At 55.2% G+C, this 20,422-nt stretch carries 23 protein-coding genes; 15 read left to right on the top strand and 8 right to left on the bottom strand.

Annotated features, from left to right (window positions below; translation table 11 throughout):
* Positions 1–104: 104 nt before the first annotated feature.
* Positions 105–1,790, bottom strand: a complete 1,686-nt coding sequence (locus L977_RS02880; RefSeq protein WP_047624655.1) for an aspartate:alanine antiporter — start codon at positions 1,788–1,790, stop codon at positions 105–107.
* Positions 1,791–2,069: 279 nt separating this feature from the next.
* Between L977_RS02880 and L977_RS02875 the strand changes: the two genes are divergently transcribed.
* Positions 2,070–2,438: an inner membrane protein YbjM gene (locus L977_RS02875; protein ID WP_014883148.1), complete on the top strand. Its 369-nt coding sequence runs from the start codon at positions 2,070–2,072 to the stop codon at positions 2,436–2,438.
* A 30-nt stretch (positions 2,439–2,468) separates the two neighbouring features.
* On the opposite strand, the gene L977_RS02870 is transcribed toward L977_RS02875, so the two are convergent.
* Positions 2,469–2,738 (bottom strand): GrxA family glutaredoxin, encoded by a 270-nt coding sequence (locus tag L977_RS02870; RefSeq protein WP_014883149.1) that lies wholly within the window; start codon positions 2,736–2,738, stop codon positions 2,469–2,471.
* Positions 2,739–2,921: 183 nt separating this feature from the next.
* Here L977_RS02870 and nfsA point away from each other — a divergent pair, with 183 nt between their 5' ends.
* From nfsA to L977_RS02815, 11 genes are all read left to right on the top strand, one after another.
* Complete coding sequence (gene nfsA / locus L977_RS02865) at positions 2,922–3,644, top strand: nitroreductase NfsA (protein ID WP_014883150.1); 723 nt, start codon at positions 2,922–2,924, stop codon at positions 3,642–3,644.
* A 51-nt stretch (positions 3,645–3,695) separates the two neighbouring features.
* A complete protein-coding gene (rimK, locus tag L977_RS02860) occupies positions 3,696–4,598 on the top strand; it encodes a 30S ribosomal protein S6--L-glutamate ligase (protein WP_032628797.1) in 903 nt (300 codons plus the stop codon).
* 63 nt (positions 4,599–4,661) lie between these two features.
* A complete protein-coding gene (locus tag L977_RS02855) occupies positions 4,662–5,138 on the top strand; it encodes a YbjN domain-containing protein (RefSeq protein WP_003858385.1) in 477 nt (158 codons plus the stop codon).
* A 351-nt stretch (positions 5,139–5,489) separates the two neighbouring features.
* A complete protein-coding gene (gene potF / locus L977_RS02850; protein WP_047624654.1) occupies positions 5,490–6,602 on the top strand; it encodes a spermidine/putrescine ABC transporter substrate-binding protein PotF in 1,113 nt (370 codons plus the stop codon).
* Between the two features lie 98 nt (positions 6,603–6,700).
* Positions 6,701–7,834, top strand: a complete 1,134-nt coding sequence (gene potG / locus L977_RS02845; RefSeq protein ID WP_023336982.1) for a putrescine ABC transporter ATP-binding subunit PotG — start codon at positions 6,701–6,703, stop codon at positions 7,832–7,834.
* A 10-nt stretch (positions 7,835–7,844) separates the two neighbouring features.
* The gene (potH, locus tag L977_RS02840) at positions 7,845–8,780 is read left to right on the top strand and encodes a putrescine ABC transporter permease PotH (protein WP_032637105.1); all 936 of its coding nucleotides are present in this window, start codon (positions 7,845–7,847) and stop codon (positions 8,778–8,780) included.
* A complete protein-coding gene (gene potI / locus L977_RS02835) occupies positions 8,777–9,622 on the top strand; it encodes a putrescine ABC transporter permease PotI (protein WP_014883155.1) in 846 nt (281 codons plus the stop codon). The genes potH and potI overlap by 4 nt, the downstream gene beginning before the upstream one ends.
* 20 nt (positions 9,623–9,642) lie before the next feature.
* Positions 9,643–10,161 carry a YbjO family protein gene (locus L977_RS02830; RefSeq protein ID WP_045134203.1) on the top strand — a complete coding sequence of 173 codons (519 nt, stop codon included), beginning with the start codon at positions 9,643–9,645 and terminating at the stop codon, positions 10,159–10,161.
* 40 nt (positions 10,162–10,201) lie between these two features.
* Positions 10,202–11,341 carry a 23S rRNA (uracil(747)-C(5))-methyltransferase RlmC gene (rlmC, locus tag L977_RS02825; protein WP_014883157.1) on the top strand — a complete coding sequence of 380 codons (1,140 nt, stop codon included), beginning with the start codon at positions 10,202–10,204 and terminating at the stop codon, positions 11,339–11,341.
* Positions 11,342–11,446: 105 nt separating this feature from the next.
* The gene (locus L977_RS02820; protein WP_045134201.1) at positions 11,447–12,154 is read left to right on the top strand and encodes a response regulator transcription factor; all 708 of its coding nucleotides are present in this window, start codon (positions 11,447–11,449) and stop codon (positions 12,152–12,154) included.
* The gene (locus L977_RS02815; protein WP_045268579.1) at positions 12,138–13,607 is read left to right on the top strand and encodes a sensor histidine kinase; all 1,470 of its coding nucleotides are present in this window, start codon (positions 12,138–12,140) and stop codon (positions 13,605–13,607) included. Before L977_RS02820 ends, L977_RS02815 begins: the two co-directional genes overlap by 17 nt.
* Positions 13,608–13,694: 87 nt before the next feature.
* Here the strand turns inward: L977_RS02815 and artJ are convergent, their stop codons facing one another.
* The 6 genes from artJ to L977_RS02785 all read right to left on the bottom strand — a co-directional run bounded on the left by artJ (position 13,695) and on the right by L977_RS02785 (position 18,237).
* Positions 13,695–14,426: an arginine ABC transporter substrate-binding protein ArtJ gene (artJ, locus tag L977_RS02810; protein ID WP_014883160.1), complete on the bottom strand. Its 732-nt coding sequence runs from the start codon at positions 14,424–14,426 to the stop codon at positions 13,695–13,697.
* Positions 14,427–14,621: 195 nt separating this feature from the next.
* Positions 14,622–15,290: an arginine ABC transporter permease ArtM gene (gene artM, locus L977_RS02805; protein WP_047624652.1), complete on the bottom strand. Its 669-nt coding sequence runs from the start codon at positions 15,288–15,290 to the stop codon at positions 14,622–14,624.
* Positions 15,290–16,006, bottom strand: coding sequence for an arginine ABC transporter permease ArtQ (gene artQ, locus L977_RS02800; RefSeq protein WP_014883162.1), 717 nt, complete (start codon positions 16,004–16,006; stop codon positions 15,290–15,292). The genes artM and artQ overlap by 1 nt, the downstream gene beginning before the upstream one ends.
* Positions 16,007–16,012: 6 nt before the next feature.
* Positions 16,013–16,744, bottom strand: coding sequence for an arginine ABC transporter substrate-binding protein ArtI (gene artI, locus L977_RS02795; RefSeq protein ID WP_008500032.1), 732 nt, complete (start codon positions 16,742–16,744; stop codon positions 16,013–16,015).
* Between the two features lie 19 nt (positions 16,745–16,763).
* Entirely contained in the window at positions 16,764–17,492 is a 729-nt protein-coding gene (artP, locus tag L977_RS02790; protein WP_014883163.1) for an arginine ABC transporter ATP-binding protein ArtP, read from the bottom strand.
* A 226-nt stretch (positions 17,493–17,718) separates the two neighbouring features.
* Positions 17,719–18,237, bottom strand: a complete 519-nt coding sequence (locus L977_RS02785) for a lipoprotein (protein ID WP_014883164.1) — start codon at positions 18,235–18,237, stop codon at positions 17,719–17,721.
* A gap of 97 nt (positions 18,238–18,334) precedes the next feature.
* Here L977_RS02785 and L977_RS02780 point away from each other — a divergent pair, with 97 nt between their 5' ends.
* From L977_RS02780 to L977_RS02770, 3 genes are all read left to right on the top strand, one after another.
* Complete coding sequence (locus L977_RS02780; protein WP_023332507.1) at positions 18,335–18,658, top strand: heavy metal-binding domain-containing protein; 324 nt, start codon at positions 18,335–18,337, stop codon at positions 18,656–18,658.
* The gene (locus L977_RS02775) at positions 18,655–19,485 is read left to right on the top strand and encodes an N-acetylmuramoyl-L-alanine amidase (RefSeq protein ID WP_045268551.1); all 831 of its coding nucleotides are present in this window, start codon (positions 18,655–18,657) and stop codon (positions 19,483–19,485) included. The genes L977_RS02780 and L977_RS02775 overlap by 4 nt, the downstream gene beginning before the upstream one ends.
* Before the next feature lie 269 nt (positions 19,486–19,754).
* A complete protein-coding gene (locus L977_RS02770; RefSeq protein ID WP_014883167.1) occupies positions 19,755–20,378 on the top strand; it encodes a helix-turn-helix domain-containing protein in 624 nt (207 codons plus the stop codon).
* The last annotated feature ends 44 nt before the right edge of the window (positions 20,379–20,422 follow it).

Raw genomic sequence — 20,422 nt, 5'->3', positions numbered from 1 at the left:
AATTGGGGACATCAAAGAAAAGCAGTGGCACTAGTTATGACTGCCCCCTGATAAAAAAGTTCTGCGCGTAACAAAAATTTTTTCATTACGCGCAAACTTCAGAGTTATCCGAGTCCTGGCCAGATGATGATGATCAGCGTACCTGCCAGCGTCAGCAGTACGTTGGCGATAGCGTAGGTGCCTGCATAGCCCAGCGCCGGAATGTTGCTGCGCGCGGTGTCGCTGATAATTTCCATGGCCGGGGCACAGGTACGCGCCCCCATCATTGCTCCGAAGAGCAGGGCGCGGTTCATGCGCAGCACGTAGGCACCAAACAGGAAGCAGATCACCACCGGCACCAGGCTGACGATAAGGCCGGAAACCAGCATCTGCCAGCCCACGGCACCCAGGCTGTGCCCAATGCCGCTGCCGGCGCTTAAGCCGACACCCGCCATAAACACCATCAGACCGAACTCTTTCACCATGTTCAGCGCACCTTGCGGAATGTAACCGAACGTCGGATGGTTCGCTCGCAGGAAGCCCAGCATGATCCCGGCAAACAGCAGACCGGCGGCGTTACCGATGCCGAAACTGAAGTTGCTGAACTGGAAGGTGATCATCCCGATCATCAGGCCCACAATAAAGAAGGCGCAGAAGGCCAGCAGGTCAGTGACCTGGCTGTGAATGGAGATAAAGCCGATGCGGTCGGCAACGGTTTTTACGCGTCGCGCGTCGCCGCTGACCTGCAAAACGTCGCCTTTGTTGAGCACGACGTTGTCGTCGATGGGCATCTCAATCTGGCTGCGGATTACGCGGTTAAGGAAGCAGCCGTGGTCGGTCAGCTTGAGCTGCGCCAGACGACGGCCAACGGCGTTATGGTTTTTCACCACGATCTCTTCGGTGACGATGCGCATGTCGAGCAGATCGCGGTCGAACACCTCTTTGCCGTTTCGGAAGCTTGGGTCGAGACGGGCGTGCGCGTCCGGGTAACCCACCAGCGCGATGTCGTCGCCCATCTGCAGCACCGCGTCACCGTCCGGGTTCGCCAGAATGCCGTTACGGCGGATACGTTCGATGTAGCACCCGGTCTGGCGGTAAATCCCCAGCTCACGAAGATTTTTCCCGTCTGCCCATGCCACCAGCTCAGGTCCGACGCGGTAGGCGCGGATCACCGGGAGGTAGACTTTACGTTTGCTGTCGGTATCCAGCCCGCGCTCACGGGCGATTTGCTGGGCACTGGTCTGTAGATCCTGATGCTGCAGTTTTGGCAGATAGCGCGCGCCGACAATCAGGCTCACCAGACCAATCAGATAGGTCAGGGCATAGCCCAGGCTCAGGTGGTCGAGCGCGGTCGAAAGCTGTGCGCCAGCCATGCCCGAATGGCGCAGGGTATCGCCTGCACCCACCAGCACTGGCGTAGAGGTCATGGAGCCTGCCAGCATACCGGCCGTTAACCCGATATCCCAGCCAAACAGCTTACCCAGCCCTAAGGCGATCAGCAGTGCGCTGCCGACCATCACCAGTGCCAGCATCAGATAATTTTTGCCGTCGCGGAAGAAAATCGAAAAAAAGTTCGGTCCTGCTTCCACGCCAACACAAAAAATAAACAACATAAAACCTAAGTTGAGCGCGTCCGTGTTAATGGTGAAGTGCTGCTGGCCTAATAATAAGGAGACGACTAAAACGCCAATGGAATTACCAAGTTGAACCGATCCCAGGCGCAATTTACCCAGGCAAAGACCCAGCGCCAGTACCACAAATAATAACAGGATGTAATTCCCATTTAACAAGTCTGCGACGTTTATATTCACGGAGGCTAACTTCTTGTTTACCAGTAAGTTGTTGAATGAAAGGACTTTTTGGGCTACTGTTTTCTGGGTCAGGGAAAGGCGTTAACGCTCCCTGTTTCCTGCTTTATTCCCTAAAACATTAGCTGGCGTGTAGTTTAATCGCATTAGCTACTGACAGCTACTGATTATCGCATCACCCTGTGCGTACTTTGGCAAGGATTGCCGCATTGCTTTATCTGACTGGGCGTCTACCCGACGAAAGTGTATTTGATAGAGATAAGTCAGGAGGATTGTTTGAATATGAAACGAAACTGGGCGGGGGTGATCAGCTGCTTTTTGCTGTTCACGGTCGTATGCATGTCGCTCGCATTTAATGTGAAGGGCGCATTCAGGGCGTCCGGGCATCCGGAGCTGGGGTTGCTCTTCTTCACGCTACCGGGAGCCGCCGCCAGTTTTCTCTCCCGTAAAGGGGAAGTGGTGAAACCGTTACTGGGGGCGATACTTGCAGCGCCATTATGTCTGCTGCTAATGCGCCTGCTGTATGTTTCAACGCGGAGTTTCTGGCAGGAGCTGGCGTGGTTGCTAAGTGCCATATTCTGGTGTGCCCTTGGCGCGCTCTGCTACCTATTTGTGCGCAGCCTGATTCAGCACCGACGGCACCACAAATAAAAACGCCCTCAGGGTGAGGGCGTCCTTTCATTACTGCTCGGCAAACAGGCCAAGATGTTCTTTGGCGTAGGCTTCAAAGTCGGTGCAACCGCCGATGTGTTTCTGATCGAGGAAGATCTGTGGGACGGTTTCAACCGGCTTACCGACTGTTTTTTCCAGATCGGCTTTGGTGATGCCTTCCGCGTGGATGTCCACATAGCGGAAATTGAAGTCATCGCGTTCTGCGGTCAGTTTCTCAGCCAGCTCTTTTGCGCGCACACAGTAAGGGCACCCTGGACGACCAAAAATTACTGCAAACATTTCTCTCTCCTCAAAAAACAAGCCTGACGGCGAATGACACGTATAGTGCCCCATAACCTGTCGTCATTAAAGAAGGTTTCGCCTGTCGTTATAATACCTATGAGCTATGTTTCGCCAATTACACCGCGCAGATCATTGCCTATACTGGCTGCCATACGTTTTAAGCAAGCAAAGAGAGAGAAGATGACACCCACGATTGACCTGCTCCTTTCCCACCGTTCCATTCGCCACTTCACCGATGAGCCGATCACCGAGGCGCAGCGTACCGCCATTATTAACAGCGCAAGGGCGACCTCCAGCTCCAGTTTCCTGCAGTGCAGCTCCATTATTCGCATTACCGACCCGGCGATGCGTGAACAGCTGGTGACGCTGACCGGCGGGCAGAAGCATGTGGCCCAGGCCGCCGAGTTCTGGGTATTTTGTGCCGACTTTAACCGCCATCTGCAGATTTGCCCTGAAGCGCAACTGGGGCTCGCCGAACAGCTGCTGCTGGGTGTCGTGGATACCGCGCTGATGGCGCAAAACGCCTTTACGGCGGCGGAATCGTTGGGACTAGGCGGGGTCTATATCGGCGGGTTGCGTAACAACATTGAAAGCGTCACCGAACTGCTGAAGCTGCCAAAACATGTACTGCCGCTGTTTGGCCTCTGCCTCGGCTGGCCGGCGGATAATCCGGACCTGAAACCGCGTATTCCTGCGGCAATGCTGGTGCACGAGAACCACTACCAGCCGGTCGATCGTGACGTCCTGAATCACTATGATGAAGAGCTGGCGAATTACTATTTGACGCGTGACAGCAATAACCGCCGCGATACCTGGAGCGACCACATTCGCCGCACCATCATTAAAGAAAATCGCCCGTTTATTCTCGATTATCTGCATAAACAGGGCTGGGCGACGCGATAGTCCATTCTGTATGATATGAAGGCTTTTTCCATGTCTTCAGAGAGGTGCAGGGTGAAAATTGCCATATTGTCCCGGGATGGAACGCTCTATTCATGTAAACGCCTGCGAGAAGCGGCGGCAAAACGCGGACATCAGGTTGAGATCCTTGACCCGATGTCCTGCTATATGAACATCGACCCCGCCGCTTCATCTATACACTACAAAGGCCGCAAGCTGCCGCATTTTGATGCGGTGATCCCGCGTATCGGCTCCCAGATCACCTATTACGGCACCGCCGCGCTGCGCCAGTTTGAGATGCTGGGCAGCTATCCGCTCAATGAATCCGTGGCCATTTCCCGCGCCCGCGACAAGTTGCGCTCGCTGCAGCTGCTTGCCCGTCAGGGGATCGATCTCCCCGTTACCGGAATAGCCCATTCGCCGGACGACACCAGCGATCTGATCGACATGGTGGGCGGCGCGCCTTTAGTGATCAAGCTGGTAGAAGGCACGCAGGGTATCGGCGTGGTGCTGGCGGAGACGCGGCAGGCTGCAGAAAGTGTGGTCGACGCCTTTCGGGGACTGAATGCGCACATTCTGGTGCAGGAGTATATCGAAGAGGCGAAAGGGCGTGATATTCGCTGTTTCGTGGTTGGAAATGAAGTGGTGGCGGCCATTGAGCGTCAGGCCAAAGAGGGCGATTTCCGCTCTAACCTTCACCGCGGCGGCATAGCGAGAGTGGCTGATATTAGCGATCGCGAGCGGGACATTGCCGTAAAAGCCGCGCAAACGTTGGGGCTGGACGTGGCGGGCGTTGACCTCCTGCGGGCGACGCGCGGGCCGCTGGTCATGGAGGTGAATGCCTCACCGGGGCTGGAAGGCGTGGAAAAAACCACGGGGGTCGATATTGCAGGTAAAATGATCACATGGATCGAGCGTCATGCCACGCCGGGCTACTGTCTGAAAACGGGCGGTTAAATGGCATTGAACGCACTTTTTGCGTAATCTATGCGAAGTTTTTATTAGAGAGGCTGCACCGCGATGGATTTACAGGTCGTACCAACACTGGATACGTTACGTCAATGGCTCGATGATGCCGGTATTACGTTCTTTGAATGTGATTCCTGCCAGGCGCTGCATCTGCCTCATATGCAAAATTTCGACGGTATTTTTGATGCCAAAATCGATCTGATTAACGACGTGATCCTTTTCTCCGCGCTGGCCGAAGTGAAGCCGTCTGCGCTACTGGCGCTGGCCTCCGACCTGTCGGCCATCAATGCCAGTTCTTTGACGGTGAAAGCATTTCTCGATATACAGGATGATAATCTGCCAAAACTGGTCGTTTGCCAGTCTTTATTCTCCGGGGCAGGGCTCTCCTTCAAGCAGTTCGCCTGGTTTATGCGCTTGAGTGAAGAGCAAATTTCCATGGTCATGATGGAAGCCAATGCACACCATCTGCTGTATAGCGCGGAAGATGATGCAGAGAATAATGATGCATCTCCCAATTTTCTTCACTAAGGCTGTCTGACTTTTGCGCAGTCGCTGCCATGGCGGCTGCATAAGGCCATTTTTTCTGCTGCTTTTAACCTTTCTTTAAAGAATTTTTCACCTCCCCAAAGGCCGTTTCGGCTTATCACGTAGACTAAACCTGCATAAAAAATTGATAAAAGGCGTTTTTTCGTCTGGGCTATAGCCGGAGACACGGGCTACAGTTATTCTTGCGATGCTTCAAAAAGCGAGCGGATCCTGCCGGGTAAAGAGGTTTCTTTTTATTTTGAGCAGAGCGACAAACTATGCATGATTTTTGCATATATCCAGATTGCACAGTTTTAGTTCGTTTGTTAACGAGCTTTCAGAAGGAATAACACTATGATCGCCTTGAATAAAAAATGGTTATCGGGTCTGGTTGCGGGTGCTCTGATGGCCGTCTCTGCCGGCACGCTCGCTGCGGAACAAAAAACGCTGCACGTTTATAACTGGTCTGACTATATTGCGCCGGACACCGTGGCCAATTTTGAGAAAGAGACCGGCATTAAAGTGGTCTACGACGTTTTCGATTCCAACGAAGTGCTGGAAGGAAAACTGATGGCAGGCAGCACCGGGTTTGACCTGGTCGTGCCTTCCGCGAGCTTCCTGGAGCGTCAGCTGACCGCGGGTGTCTTCCAGCCACTGGACAAAAGCAAATTACCGAACTGGAAAAACCTCGATCCAGAAGTCCTGAAGCTGGTGGCTAAGCATGACCCGGATAACAAATACGCCATGCCTTACCTGTGGGCGACCACCGGTATCGGCTACAACGTGGATAAAGTTAAAGCGGCGCTGGGCCCGGACGTCAAGCTGGACAGCTGGGACGTGGTGCTGAAGCCGGAAAACCTTGAGAAGCTGAAAAGCTGCGGCGTCTCTTTCCTGGACGCGCCAGAAGAGATCTTTGCCACCGTGCTGAACTATCTGGGCAAAGATCCGAACAGCAACAAGGCGGATGACTACACCGGTCCGGCGACCGATCTGCTGCTGAAGCTGCGTCCAAACATTCGCTATTTCCACTCTTCCCAGTACATCAACGACCTGGCGAACGGTGACATCTGCGTTGCGATTGGCTGGGCCGGGGACGTGTGGCAGGCGGCGAACCGCGCGAAAGAGGCGAAAAACGGCGTGAATGTGTCCTACTTCATCCCGAAAGAGGGGGCGCTGGCCTTCTTCGACGTCTTCGCGATGCCGGCTGATGCGAAAAACAAAGACGAAGCGTATCAGTTCCTTAACTACCTTATGCGTCCGGAAGTAATCGCCCACATCAGCGACCACGTTTATTACGCCAACGGTAACAAGGCTTCCGTGCCGCTGGTGAGTGAAGCGATCCGCAGTAATCCGGCAATTTATCCGCCAGCGGACGTGTTCGCCAAGCTCTTCACCCTGAAAGTACAGGATCCAAAAATTGATCGCGTACGTACACGTGCGTGGACCAAGGTTAAAAGCGGTAAGTAACCCTTTGTCACAGGCCGGGCAAGCGAAGCGCCCCCGGCAACAGGCGCACCGTTCTGGTGCGCCTGCACCATGATTTGATTTCTGCCGGAGAGCACCCCGTGAATGACGCGATCCCCCGCCCGCAGGCGAAAGTCCGTAAAGCGCTGACCCCGCTTCTTGAAATTCGTAACCTCACCAAATCTTTCGATGGCCAGCATGCCGTGGACGACGTCAGCCTGACTATCTATAAAGGCGAAATATTCGCGCTACTGGGCGCATCGGGCTGTGGCAAATCAACCCTGCTGCGTATGTTAGCCGGTTTTGAACAACCCACGGCCGGGCAAATCATGCTTGATGGCGTGGATCTCTCCAGCGTGCCGCCGTACCAGCGCCCGATTAACATGATGTTCCAGTCCTACGCACTGTTCCCGCACATGACGGTGGAGCAGAACATCGCCTTTGGCCTGAAGCAGGATAAATTGCCAAAAGCCGAAATCACCGCGCGCGTGGCCGAGATGCTGAGTTTGGTCCACATGCAGGAGTTCGCGAAGCGTAAACCGCACCAGCTTTCAGGCGGCCAGCGCCAGCGCGTGGCGCTCGCCAGAAGCCTGGCAAAACGCCCGAAACTGCTGCTGCTCGACGAGCCGATGGGGGCTCTGGATAAAAAACTGCGTGACCGTATGCAGCTGGAAGTGGTGGATATTCTTGAGCGCGTCGGCGTGACCTGCGTGATGGTGACCCACGACCAGGAAGAAGCCATGACCATGGCCGGACGTATTGCGATCATGAACCGCGGGAAGTTTGTGCAAATTGGCGAGCCGGAGGAAATTTATGAGCATCCGACCACCCGCTACAGCGCCGAGTTCATTGGCTCGGTCAACGTCTTCGAAGGGCTACTGAAAGAGCGTCAGGAGGATGGCCTGGTCATTGAATCGCCGGGTCTGCAGCATCCGCTCAAGGTCGATCCTGACAGCGCCGTGGTGGACAACGTGCCGGTCTACGTCGCGCTGCGTCCGGAGAAGATCATGCTCTGTGACGATCCGCCAGCCGATGGCTATAACTTCGCCGTGGGTGAAGTGGTGCACATTGCTTACCTGGGCGATCTGTCTATCTATCATGTGCGTCTGAAAAGCGGTCAGATGCTGAGCGCCCAGCTGCAAAACGAACATCGCTACCGCAAAGGTCAGCCGACCTGGGGTGACGAAGTGCGCCTGTGCTGGGATGCTGACAGTTGTGTCGTGCTGACGGTATAAGGAGCGGCCAATGAGTACACTTGAACCTCCAGCCCGCGCAGCCAGCTGGCTGACGCGCCTTAAGATGAAGCACGGCCGCAAGCTGGTGATTGCCATGCCTTACGTGTGGCTGATCCTGCTGTTCCTGCTGCCATTCCTGATCGTTTTCAAGATCAGCCTGGCGGAGATGGCGCGGGCGATCCCGCCGTATACCGACCTGTGGGAGTGGGCAGACGGGCAGCTGACGCTGACCTTAAACCTCGGTAACTTCCTGCAGCTCACCGAGGACCCGCTCTATATTGAAGCCTATCTGCAGTCGCTGCAGGTGGCGGCGATCTCGACGCTCTGCTGTCTGGTGATGGGCTATCCGCTGGCGTGGGCCGTGGCGCACAGTAAACCCTCGACGCGTAATATCTTGCTGCTGCTGGTGATTTTGCCGTCGTGGACCTCATTCCTGATCCGCGTTTACGCCTGGATGGGGATCCTGAAAAACAACGGCGTGCTGAATAACGTCCTGATGTGGCTTGGGGTTATCGATCAGCCGCTGACGATCCTGCACACCAACCTCGCGGTCTATATTGGCATTGTGTATGCCTATCTGCCGTTTATGGTTCTGCCGATCTATACGGCGCTGACGCGGATAGATTACTCGCTGGTGGAAGCCTCGCTTGACCTCGGTGCGCGTCCACTGAAAACCTTCTTCAGCGTCATTGTCCCGTTGACCAAAGGCGGGATTATCGCCGGGTCGATGCTGGTCTTTATTCCGGCGGTAGGGGAGTTTGTGATCCCGGAACTGCTCGGCGGGCCGGACAGCATCATGATTGGCCGCGTGCTGTGGCAGGAGTTCTTCAATAACCGCGACTGGCCGGTGGCGTCTGCGGTGGCGATTATCATGCTGCTGCTGTTGATCGTGCCGATCATGTGGTTCCACAAACATCAGCAGAAACAGATGGGAGACCACGGATGAATAACTTACCGGTAGTGCGCTCCCCGTGGCGAATTGCGATCCTGGCGATCGGCTTTACCTTCCTGTATGCGCCGATGCTGATGCTGGTGATCTACTCGTTCAACAGTTCCAAACTGGTGACGGTCTGGGCGGGCTGGTCGACGCGCTGGTACAGTGAGCTGTTCCACGACGATGCAATGATGAGCGCGGTAGGGCTGAGCCTGACCATCGCCGCACTGGCGGCAACGATGGCCTCTGTTCTGGGCACCATCGCCGCGCTGGTGATGGTGCGTTTCGGCCGTTTTCGCGGTTCGAACGGCTTCGCCTTTATGATCACCGCGCCGTTGGTCATGCCGGACGTGATTACCGGCCTTGCGCTGCTGCTGCTGTTCGTGGCGCTGGCGCATGCCATTGGCTGGCCGGCGGATCGCGGCATGCTCACCATCTGGCTGGCGCACGTCACGTTCTGTACCGCCTATGTCGCCGTGGTGATCTCCTCGCGTCTGCGCGAGCTGGATCGCTCGATAGAAGAGGCGGCGATGGATCTCGGCGCGACCCCGCTGAAGGTCTTTTTCATCATTACCCTGCCGATGATCATGCCGGCGGTGATCTCCGGCTGGCTGCTGGCATTTACCCTGTCGCTCGACGATCTGGTGATCGCCAGCTTTGTCTCCGGCCCGGGGGCGACAACGCTGCCGATGCTGGTCTTCTCCAGCGTGCGCATGGGGGTTAACCCGGAGATCAACGCCCTGGCCTCTATTATCCTCGGCGTGGTCGGAATTGTCGGATTTATCGCCTGGTATTTGATGGCGCGCGCGGAAAAACAGCGCGTGCGTGATATCCAGCGTGCAAGACGCGGCTGAAGCATTTAAAATTTCCAGTGATGTGCCGCGTATCACGCGGCACTGTTTTTCAGGGAAGTAAAACATTGGGATTATTAAAAAAATCACGGCTTACGCACGCTCGTCCTAACGTTCCTGCGCTGGTACAGGTGGCGGCGCTCGCCATTATTATGATCCGCTGCCTGGACGTGCTGATGATTCTGAATACCCTGGGCGTGCGCGGTATCGGTGAATTCATTCACCGCAGCGTGCAGACGTGGAATCTGACGCTGGTTTTTCTGAGCAGCCTGGTGCTGGTGTTCATTGAGATCTACTGTGCGTTTTCGCTGGTCAAAGGGCGCAACTGGGCGCGCTGGGTCTATCTGCTGACGCAGGTGACCGCCGCCAGCTACCTGTGGGCCGCCTCGCTGGGGTATGGCTATCCCGAACTGTTCAGCATTGCGGGCGGATCAAAACGCGAGATTTTGCACGCGCTGTTTTTGCAAAAACTGCCGGATATGCTGGTGCTGTTCTTCCTGTTCGTGCCTGCGTCCAGTCGACGGTTCTTCCAGTTGCAATAATGTGTATAATCGCAGCCCCCGTTATTCTTAAGGTTTTCATATGCAGTGCGCACTCTATGACGCCGGACGCTGCCGCTCCTGTCAGTGGATAGAACAGCCGGTCTCTCAACAACTCACCGCCAAAATGGCCGACCTGCAACAGCTGCTAGTTGAACACGCGGTGGGGGAGTGGTGCGCACCCATCAGCGGACCGGAGCAGGGCTTTCGCAACAAAGCCAAAATGGTGGTCAGCGGCAGCGTCGAAAAACCGCTGCTGGGGATGCTGCACCGCGACGGCACGCCGGAAGACTTAACCGACTGCCCGCTGTATCCCGCGTCGTTTGAACCCGTCTTTGCCGCACTCAAACCGTTTATTGCGCGGGCAGGGTTAACGCCCTACCACGTCGCCCGCAAGCGCGGCGAGCTGAAATATCTCCTGCTGACGGAAAGCCAGCTAGACGGCGGCATGATGCTGCGTTTTGTGCTGCGCTCGGAAGCGAAGCTGGCGCAGCTTCGCGCGGCGCTGCCGTGGCTGCAGGCGCAACTGCCGCAGCTTAAGGTCATTACGGCAAACATACAGCCGGTGCACATGGCGATTATGGAAGGGGAGAAAGAGATCTTCTTCACCGAACAGCCTGCGCTGGCCGAAAATTTCAACGGCGTACCGCTGTGGATCCGCCCGCAAAGCTTCTTCCAGACCAACCCGACCGTCGCGAGTGCGTTGTATGCCACCGCCCGTGACTGGGTTCGGGCGTTAAACATTCATCATATGTGGGATCTGTTCTGCGGCGTGGGCGGTTTCGGCCTGCACTGCGCCACGCCTGAAATGCAGCTGACCGGGATTGAGATCTCTGCTGAAGCGATTGCCTGCGCGAAACAGTCCGCCGCCGGGCTGGGGTTAACGAATCTCCACTTCCAGGCGCTTGACTCTACCCAGTTCGCCACCGGCCAGGGCAATGTACCGGAACTGGTGCTGGTCAACCCGCCGCGACGGGGCATCGGAAACGCACTCTGCGATTACCTGAGCCAGATGGCACCGGATTACATCGTCTACTCCAGCTGCAATGCGCAGACCATGGCGAAAGATATCGCCAGCCTGCCGGGCTACCGCATTGAACGCGTTCAGCTTTTCGATATGTTCCCGCATACCGCGCATTACGAAGTGTTGACGTTGTTAACCCGTAGGCCGGGTAAGGCGTAGCCGCCACCCGGCATGAACCCGGCACAATGTTCAACAAAATGTGAACTCTTCCCCCGCTCGAAATCAGGTAAGCTTACGTCATAAGAAATGATTGAAGGCTTACCCATGAAGCACATCCTGCTGGTGGAAGACGACCACGATATCGCGGCGCTTCTGCGACTCAATTTAGAAGACGAAGGCTACGCCATCACCCACGAGCCCGACGGGGGCAACGCCCTGCAGCGCCTGGAAAAACAGTCGTGGGATGCGGTGATCCTCGACCTGATGCTCCCAAACGTTGACGGGCTGGAGATTTGCCGACGCATCCGTCAGATGACGCGCTACCTGCCGGTCATCATCATCAGCGCCCGCAGCAGCGAAACCGACCGCATTACCGGGCTGGAAACCGGTGCCGATGACTATCTGGCTAAGCCGTTTTCGGTGCAGGAGCTGATTGCCCGCATTAAAGCGCTGTTCCGCCGTCAGCAGGCGATGGGGCAGGCACAAACGGACGGGCAAATTCAGGCGCACGGTTTGACGATCGACCCGCTGGCGCGCAGCGTCCTGCTCCACGGACAGGTGGTGGATCTCACCCCGCGCGAATTCGAACTGCTTTACTTCTTTGCCCGCCACCCTGGCGAGGTGTTTTCCCGTCTGGCGCTGCTGGAGCAGGTCTGGGGTTATCAGCACGAAGGCTATGAGCATACCGTCAACACCCATATCAACCGCCTGCGCATCAAGATTGAGAAGGACGCTGCCGAGCCGGAAATCGTTCGCACCGTCTGGGGTAAGGGATACAAATTTGCGGAGCCAACGCCTGATGCGTCGCTTTAGCCTCAGCCAGCGCCTGACGCTGCTGTTCATTCTGCTGATGATGCTCTGCGCCACCGTCGCCTGCGCGGTACAGCTCTACACCAGTACGCAATACGGCAACGCGATGGTGCAGCGGTTGTCGGGCGGACTGGCGCAGCAGATCGTCCAGCGGGAACCGATTCTCGACGCGCAGGGCAGGGTTGACCGCAGTTCGCTGAAACCGCTCTTTGACCGTCTGATGACCTTTAATCCGAGCGTGGAGCTCTATGTTGTCTCACCCGACGGCGACATCCTGGCCGATGCCGCCCCGCCGGGGCATATTCAGCGGCAAAAAATCGATCTGGCACCGGTTCAGACCTTCCTGAGCGGCACCGCCATCCCGGTACTGGGCGACGATCCGCGCAGCCAGAACAAAAAAGTCTTCAGCGCCACGCCGCTGCGTCAGGACGGTGAGCTTAAGGGCTACCTGTACATTATTTTGCAGGGCGAGGAGTCGAATGCGCTGGCGGACATGGCCTGGCATAAGGCGCTGTGGAGCACGGTGCTCTGGTCATTGCTGTGGGTTGCACTGTTCGGCCTGCTGGCGGGATTACTGGTCTGGTACTGGGTGACGCGTCCGGTTAAACGCCTGACGGAAGAGGTCACCGGGCTTGAGCAGGACAGCATTAGCGCAATCAGGCTGCTGGCAGCAGAGCCGCCGGACGTCGCGGCCAATGACGAAGTGGCACGCCTGCGCAACAGTTTTATCGAGCTGGCGCGCAAAATCACCCGCCAGTGGGATCAGCTGGCCGACAGCGATCGCCAGCGCCGGGAGTTTATCGCCAATATTTCGCACGATCTCCGCACGCCGCTGACCTCTCTGCTGGGTTATCTGGAAACGCTGTCGCTGAAATCCACCACGCTGACGCCTCAGGAGCACCAGCAATATCTCGCCACCGCCCTGCGTCAGGGGCAAAAGGTACGCCATCTTTCCCAGCAGTTGTTTGAGCTGGCGCGTCTTGAGCACGGCGGCATTAAACCGCAGCGCGAGCGTTTCGCGATGGGGGAGCTGATTTCCGACGTGGCGCAGAAGTTTGAGCTCACTGCCCGCACGCGAGAGGTCAATCTGCATATTGACGTGCCTGGGCCGTTGCCGCTGGTCAATGCCGATGTGTCAATGATCGAGCGCGTGGTGACCAATTTGCTGGATAACGCAATGCGTCATACGCCGACCGGCGGGGAAATTCGTCTGGCGGTCTGGCAGGAGAATGAACAGCTTCAGGTCGAAGTGGCTGACAGCGGTACGGGCGTGGATGCGTCGCTGCGCGACGATCTGTTCCAGCGGCCTTCAGCGTTGAACACTCAGGCCTCGCGGGAGAACCGCGGCGGGTTAGGGCTGTTAATCGTCAAACGGATGCTGGAGCTGCACGGCGGTGGAATAAGGCTGATGGAGTCGGTGAGTGGGGCACGATTCAGGTTCTTTGTGCCGTTGTGAGAATTGCCGGGTGGCGCTGTGCTTATCCGGCCTACAAAACCCCCCTCGTAGGCCGGGTAAGGCGAAGCCGTCACCCGGCAAAACACCTTACTGCGGGAACCACTGCTCGCTGATTTTCTGGTACGTACCGTCAGCTTTAATCGCTTTCAGTGCGCCGTTCAGTTTTGCAAGCAAGGCTTTGTTATCCGGACGTACCGCGATGCCGAGGCCGGTACCGAAGTACTGTGGATCGGTCACTTTCTCGGTCGCCGTGCCCAGCTGCGGGTTGGTTTTCAGCCACTCGTTGACCACGGCGGTATCGCCGAAGACACCATCAATACGGCCATTTTTCAGGTCGATAATCGCATTCTGATAGCTGTCATAGGCCACGGTTTTCACTTCAGGATGTTTGTCCTGCAGGTATTTCTGGTGCGTGGTGCCGTTTTCCATCCCGATGCGTTTGCCTTTCAGCTCGTCGAAGGATTTATACGCCCCTTTCTTCGCAATCACTACCGCCGAGTTGGCGTAGTACGGGTCGGTGAACGCTACCTGCTTGCTGCGCTCTGGGGTGATGTCCATTCCGGAGATCACCGCATCGTATTTTTTGAACTTCAGCGACGGGATCAGGCTGTCAAAGGCGTGGTTGGTAAAGGTGCAGTCTGCCTGCATCTGTTTGCACAGCGCTTTCGCCAGGTCGATATCGAAACCGACGATCTGGTTGCTGGCATCCAGCGATTCAAACGGCGGATAGGTGGCGGACACGCCAAAATTGATTTTATCCGCTGCGGATGCGCCTGCGGCGAACGTTGCCAGTAATGCGGCCAGAACTAACTTTTTCATGGTAATGCTCCCGTCTGTCTTATTGATGCGCCGTGTCTGCGGCCTGGATGTACAATGCCAGTTAATGAATTTATATGCAATAAAAATGATTAAATATTATTTTTATGGCAAAAAAAAGCGGATAACCAGAAAGTTACCCGCATTGATTAATCACATTTATGCACTTCATGCCGGGTGGCGCTGCGCTTACCTGGCCTACGATCTGCGCTCAAACGCTAAAGCTTTACGCTCAATCAGGCGCATGATCAGCGTCAACAGGCCGTTCACGACCAGATACACCACGCCCGCCGCGCCGAAGACCATCACGTCATAGGTGCGTCCATACAGCAGCTGTCCGTGGCCCATCACTTCCATCAGGGTGATGGTATAGGCCAGAGAGGTACTCTTGAACACCAGCACCACTTCGTTGGAGTAAGAGGAGAGCGCACGCTTAAAGGCGTACGGCAGCAGGATCGCCAGCGTGTCTTTCTTGCTCATGCCGAGCGCCCCACAGGACTGCCATTGCCCTTCCGGGATGGCACGAATCGCGCCGTAGAACAGCTGGGTGGTATAGGCCGCACTGTTCAGGGAAAGGGCTATCAGGGCGCACAGCCACGGCTCAGAGAGCAGATGCCAGATAACCGGATATTCCTGCAGCGACGGGAACTGTCCCGGGCCGTAGTAAATCAGGAAGATCTGCACCAGCAGCGGCGTACCGGTAAACAGGGTGATGTAGCCGCGCACAATCCATACCAGTACCGGCGTTTTCAACGTCAGGACGATGGTGAAGATGAGCGCCAGGATCAGCGCCACGATAATGGACGCCACGGTCAGCGTCAGGCTGGTGTGCAGCCCTTTCATGAGCTCCGGGAAATATTCAAGCATCAGCCTGGTCTCCGTTCAAAGCGCGTCGCCCGCAGGTCAATACGCTTGAGGATGTACTGACTGAGCAACGTGATCACCAGGTAGATCGCCGCCGCCACAATGTACCAGGTAAAGGGCTCCTGAGTACGGGTGGCGATGCTTTTGGTTTGCAGCATCAAATCGTTAACGCTGATCAGGCTCACCAGCGCGGTATCTTTCAGCAGCACCAGCCACTGGTTACCAAGGCCCGGCAGGGCATGGCGCCACATCTGCGGCATGACCAGACGGAAGAAGATCGCTGATTTCGACATACCCAACGCCTGACCCGACTCCCACTGCCCCTGCGGCACGGCTTTCAGCGCACCGCGCAGGGTTTGCGACGCGTACGCCGAGTAGAGCAGGGAGAGGGCAATCACGCCGCACAGGAACGGGCTGACGTCGAAGTTTTCAATCTGCATCTGCACCGGGATCTGCGCAAAGCCAAGATTGACAGTGAAGCCATCCGACAGCGTAAGCAGCAGCTGCGAGGAGCCGAAATAGATAAACAGGACCACCAGAATTTCCGGTAGTCCACGCAGCACAGTGACCAGCGCGGAGCCTGTCCAGGCGACGGGGAACCATTTCGCGGACTCCCACACCGCAAAGAACATCGCCAGCACCAGGCCGATAATCAGTGCGCAAACGGCAAGGCCGACGGTCATCCCGGCGGCGCTTGCTAAAGGAAAAATTTCATTCATCAGGAATTACTTCTGGAACCATTTTTTGTAGATGGTTTCGTAGGTGCCGTCTTTCTTCACTTTTTCCAGCGCAGCGTTGAACTTCTGCTGCAGCTCAGTGTTGCCCTGACGAACGGCAATCCCCAGACCGGTACCGAAGTAGTCCTTATCGGTCACTTTGTCGCCTACTGGCGCCAGTTTATCGTTCGCTTTCAGCCACTCGGTCACGACCGCGGTGTCGCCAAAGACGCCGTCAATACGACCATTTTGCAGATCCAGCTTCGCGTTCTGGTAGCTGTCATACGGAACGGTGGTGATTTCCGGATGCTTATCCATGATGAATTTCTGGTGCGTGGTGCCGTTCTGCACGCCCACTTTTTTGCCTTTCAGCTGATCAACAGAGGTGAATTTCCCTTTCTGACCAATGAACAGCGCCGAGTTGTCGTAGTAAGGGGTCGTGAACAGCACCTGCTTTTCACGCTCAGGGGTGATGTCCATACCGGCCATGACGGCATCGATACGGCGGAACTTCAGGCTTGGGATCAGGCTGTCAAACGCCTGGTTGCTGAAAGTGCAGGTCGCATCGATCTCTTTACACAGGGCGTTTGCCAGGTCTACGTCAAAGCCAACAATTTTATTGTTTGCATCAATGGACTCAAACGGAGGGTAAGACGCTTCCGTGGCAAAACGAATGGTCTGGGCTGCGGTAGCGGAAAGGGTAACGCCAGCAAGCAGCACGGCAAGTAATACTTTTTTCATTATATTTCCCCTGACACAATCAATGAGATAAATAGTTTTTGAAGGCATCGGTTTGCGGGTTAGCGAAGCAGCTCGCATCACCTTGCTCAACGATATACCCGTTTTCCATGTAGACCACACGGCTGGCGGTTTTACGCGCCACTTCCACTTCGTGGGTAACGATGACTTGCGTGATATTGGTTTCCGCCAGCTCACGAATAATGCTGACGATCTGAGCGGTGATTTCCGGGTCCAGAGCCGCGGTCGGTTCATCAAACAGCAGAACCGCCGGTTCCATCATCAACGCACGTGCAATCGCCACACGCTGCTGCTGACCACCCGAAAGATGCAGCGGATAACGGTCACTGTAAGGCTTAAGGCGCAGACGCTCCAGCAGCTTTTCGGCACGGCCGATGGCCTGATCCTTACTTAACCCCAGCACGCGGCACGGGGCTTCAATCAGGTTTTGCAGCACCGTCAGATGCGGCCAGAGATTATATTGCTGGAAGACCATGCCGACGTTTTGACGCAGCTCGCGAATCGCTTTATCAGACGGCGTTTTCGCGAAATCAAAATGGTTACCGGCAATCGCCAGCGTACCTGAACGGGGCATTTCAAGCAGATTAAGGACACGCAGAAGGGAGCTTTTACCTGCACCGCTTGGGCCAAGCAAAACCAGCGTTTCGCCTTCCGGGCAGTTCAGCGTGATGTCAAACAGCGCCTGGTGTGCGCCGTAGAAGCAGTTAATGCCGTTTAGTTTAATACTCATCGGGGCAGTCTTTACTCATCCAGGCAATCTATAGCAATTGAGGCCGCAGATAGTACCGTTGACAGAATAGTTATGCAATATTTCTGCGTTAAAAGTTAAATATAACCCGTATTTCCTCTTAAACATAGCACAAAATAGCGAAGGGCAAAGGCGGCGAGTATAAATGTCGGCATTCCGCGAGAAATGCCGGACATTTTACGGGGGTAACATTTTTATAACTGATGGTTTAGCGGTTCTCAATCGACTGGCGCAGCGTGCCTGCCGGGGCATGAACGCTGCCGCCAATGTAGCGTACGTCGTCGACAGCCCAGCACTGACCTTCACGGATCATCAGTACCTCATCCTGCCAGGACTGGGTCCCCTGGGTCAGCTTGACGCGCAGCGGAATGTTTCGCGCATCGGTGTTGGGAATGGTAGAAGCGCTGGCCACTTCCGCACTGTCCGGCAGCGTGGTACGGCTGGAGAACGGATCGGATTTAAGCAGGGTATTATGCTGCGGATCGCGGGTGGCGTCGTTGAGCAGTTTTGCCAGACCGTCGCTCAGGTAAGGGCGCAGGCCGGTGAGATCGTTGCTGCGGTGCTGAATGCGGTAATCATAGAACTGCTGCGCCACGGTGTCCGGGCCGCCGTCAATGCAGGGGCCGCTGCGGGTACCAATATCCTTAAAGGCTGGCGTGACCGTGGTGGTACAGGCGCTGAGCACCAGCGCGCAGGGCACCAAAAGTGTTAAAGCAGAGTAGCGCATGTTGATTTCCTTATTTATTAACTATCCTTTCAATCATAGCGTAACGAACCGATAATGCTGTGCCTAAGGCATTGAACGCTAAAGAAGGAGAGAAACTATGCAGTTTTCAACAACGCCAACCCTGGAAGGGCAAACAATAACCGAGTATTGCGGCGTGGTGACCGGGGAAGCAATTCTCGGTGCCAATATCTTCCGCGACTTTTTTGCTGGCATCCGTGACATCGTGGGTGGACGATCCGGTGCCTACGAAAAAGAGCTGCGTAAAGCGCGAGAAATTGCTTTTAAGGAGCTGGGTGAGCAGGCCAAGGCGCTGGGTGCGGATGCGGTAGTCGGCATTGATATCGACTACGAAACGGTCGGGAAAGATGCCAGCATGCTGATGGTGAGCGTCAGTGGAACGGCGGTGAAAACCCGTCGATGAAGCGTTCGCTCTCCACTCTCCTGCTGGCGCTGTTGCTGGCAGGATGTACCTCGGAAAAGGGCATTGTTGATAAAGGCGCGTACGAGCTGGATACCCGCCATCAGGCGCAGGCGGCCTACCCGCGAATAAAGGTGCTGGTGATCCACTACACCGCCGATGATTTTGACACGTCGCTGGCGACCCTAACCGATAAAAACGTCAGCTCTCATTATTTGATCCCCGCAAAGCCGCCAGCACCGGACGGCAAGCCGCGTATCTGGCAACTGGTACCCGAGAGCGAACTGGCCTGGCATGCAGGTATCAGCTTCTGGCGCGGTACCAACCGAATTAATGATACGTCTGTGGGCATTGAACTTGAAAATCGTGGCTGGCAAAAGTCTGCTGGCGTAAAGCGTTTTACGCCTTTCGAACCCGCGCAGATTGCGGCGCTGGTGCCACTCGCCAAAGACATCATTGCCCGCTACAACATCAGACCTGAGAACGTGGTGGCCCATTCGGACATTGCGCCGCAGCGCAAAGACGATCCCGGTCCGTTGTTCCCATGGCGACAGCTGGCTCAGCAGGGGATAGGCGCATGGCCCGATCCCGCGCGCGTCGCATTTTATATCAACGGACGACCACGCTTTCAGGCGGTGGATACCGCAGCGTTACTCGATTTGCTTGCGCGCTACGGCTATGACGTGCCGGCCAACAGCACCCCAGCGCAGCAAAAACGTATCATCATGGTATTCCAGATGCACTTCAGGCCTGACCTGTGGAACGGCGTCGCAGATGTCGAAACGATGGCCATTGCTGAAGCGCTTTTAGAGAAATACGGGCAGGGGTAATCCTTCGGATACCCCCGAAAGCGCCAATTACTCCTGATTTACTTGAGATTAATCTTAGGTACAAACTCAATTCATTTTTAGTTAATTGACTTAAAATTATCCGCATTTAAGATAGACACATAGCTTGCTAATTAATGCAGCAGATAAATATATCGTATCCATTTTTTATTTTTCTCCTTGAGCGCATCATCAGGAAAAATATTCTAAGGCTAAGGTTTTTATGCTTTGGTCTGCATTCTAAAAATTAACATCTTAAATCGGGTATAACAATGTTAAGCATTTACGGTAAAAAGTTACGTCCACAGGACGAAATGAATAGTATTATTTCTGCAACCTCAGGTTTTGAAGAGAAAACCTTAAAGAAATGGCAGAAAATATCCACCTCTGATTCACAATATATTCATATTATCGTCAGCGGTGAAGTTGAATTCCGACGTGAATCCGACGAACTGTGTATGTTCACGGTTACCGGCCAGTGCATTTTTGGTCTCTCTTCGATGTACTACGACGCGACCCATATGTACGGCCTCGTTCGGGCCAATACCGTGGTGCGCTCAATTAAAAAAGAGACCTTCGCACAGCTTATGACGGATAACAATTTGTGGCCTCAACTGACCAAAGTTCTCTCCTGGTATATTTGTATGTTGAGCAAACGTGACGATGTTCTGGTTGCCCGCAGTGCGTATTCAGTCGTACGTGAGTTTTTATACGAGATCAATGACCTGATTGTTCATCAGCAACGCGATATTAACGTTTATGATTATATTCAGGAGTACACCAACCTGGCTCGTAGCACCATCATTAAAATTCTTTCCGATCTGAAAAAAGGTCAATATATTGTTGTGGAAAAGGGAAGACTCCTTAACCTGACAGCCTTGCCTGAAAAATATTAACTACTCCAGCCGGTCTCCTTTCTCACTCAAAGGGGACCGGGCAT

It is taken from the genome of Enterobacter sp. ZOR0014 (assembly GCF_000798855.1).
GTDB classification, from domain to species: domain Bacteria; phylum Pseudomonadota; class Gammaproteobacteria; order Enterobacterales; family Enterobacteriaceae; genus Enterobacter; species Enterobacter kobei.
This window is presented reverse-complemented; position numbering and strand designations above follow the sequence as displayed.

What these genes read in the sequence shown, in the direction of transcription:
- L977_RS02875 (WP_014883148.1), top strand. Translation starts at nt 2,070, where the DNA reads ATGAAACGAAACTGGGCGGGGGTGATCAGCTGCTTTTTGCTGTTCACG.
- L977_RS02870 (WP_014883149.1), bottom strand. Translation starts at nt 2,738, where the DNA reads ATGTTTGCAGTAATTTTTGGTCGTCCAGGGTGCCCTTACTGTGTGCGC.
- nfsA (WP_014883150.1), top strand. Translation starts at nt 2,922, where the DNA reads ATGACACCCACGATTGACCTGCTCCTTTCCCACCGTTCCATTCGCCAC.
- L977_RS02855 (WP_003858385.1), top strand. Translation starts at nt 4,662, where the DNA reads ATGGATTTACAGGTCGTACCAACACTGGATACGTTACGTCAATGGCTC.
- potF (WP_047624654.1), top strand. Translation starts at nt 5,490, where the DNA reads ATGATCGCCTTGAATAAAAAATGGTTATCGGGTCTGGTTGCGGGTGCT.
- potH (WP_032637105.1), top strand. Translation starts at nt 7,845, where the DNA reads ATGAGTACACTTGAACCTCCAGCCCGCGCAGCCAGCTGGCTGACGCGC.
- potI (WP_014883155.1), top strand. Translation starts at nt 8,777, where the DNA reads ATGAATAACTTACCGGTAGTGCGCTCCCCGTGGCGAATTGCGATCCTG.
- L977_RS02830 (WP_045134203.1), top strand. Translation starts at nt 9,643, where the DNA reads ATGTGCCGCGTATCACGCGGCACTGTTTTTCAGGGAAGTAAAACATTG.
- rlmC (WP_014883157.1), top strand. Translation starts at nt 10,202, where the DNA reads ATGCAGTGCGCACTCTATGACGCCGGACGCTGCCGCTCCTGTCAGTGG.
- L977_RS02820 (WP_045134201.1), top strand. Translation starts at nt 11,447, where the DNA reads ATGAAGCACATCCTGCTGGTGGAAGACGACCACGATATCGCGGCGCTT.
- artJ (WP_014883160.1), bottom strand. Translation starts at nt 14,426, where the DNA reads ATGAAAAAGTTAGTTCTGGCCGCATTACTGGCAACGTTCGCCGCAGGC.
- artM (WP_047624652.1), bottom strand. Translation starts at nt 15,290, where the DNA reads ATGCTTGAATATTTCCCGGAGCTCATGAAAGGGCTGCACACCAGCCTG.
- artQ (WP_014883162.1), bottom strand. Translation starts at nt 16,006, where the DNA reads ATGAATGAAATTTTTCCTTTAGCAAGCGCCGCCGGGATGACCGTCGGC.
- artI (WP_008500032.1), bottom strand. Translation starts at nt 16,744, where the DNA reads ATGAAAAAAGTATTACTTGCCGTGCTGCTTGCTGGCGTTACCCTTTCC.
- artP (WP_014883163.1), bottom strand. Translation starts at nt 17,492, where the DNA reads ATGAGTATTAAACTAAACGGCATTAACTGCTTCTACGGCGCACACCAG.
- L977_RS02785 (WP_014883164.1), bottom strand. Translation starts at nt 18,237, where the DNA reads ATGCGCTACTCTGCTTTAACACTTTTGGTGCCCTGCGCGCTGGTGCTC.
- L977_RS02780 (WP_023332507.1), top strand. Translation starts at nt 18,335, where the DNA reads ATGCAGTTTTCAACAACGCCAACCCTGGAAGGGCAAACAATAACCGAG.
- L977_RS02775 (WP_045268551.1), top strand. Translation starts at nt 18,655, where the DNA reads ATGAAGCGTTCGCTCTCCACTCTCCTGCTGGCGCTGTTGCTGGCAGGA.
- L977_RS02770 (WP_014883167.1), top strand. Translation starts at nt 19,755, where the DNA reads ATGTTAAGCATTTACGGTAAAAAGTTACGTCCACAGGACGAAATGAAT.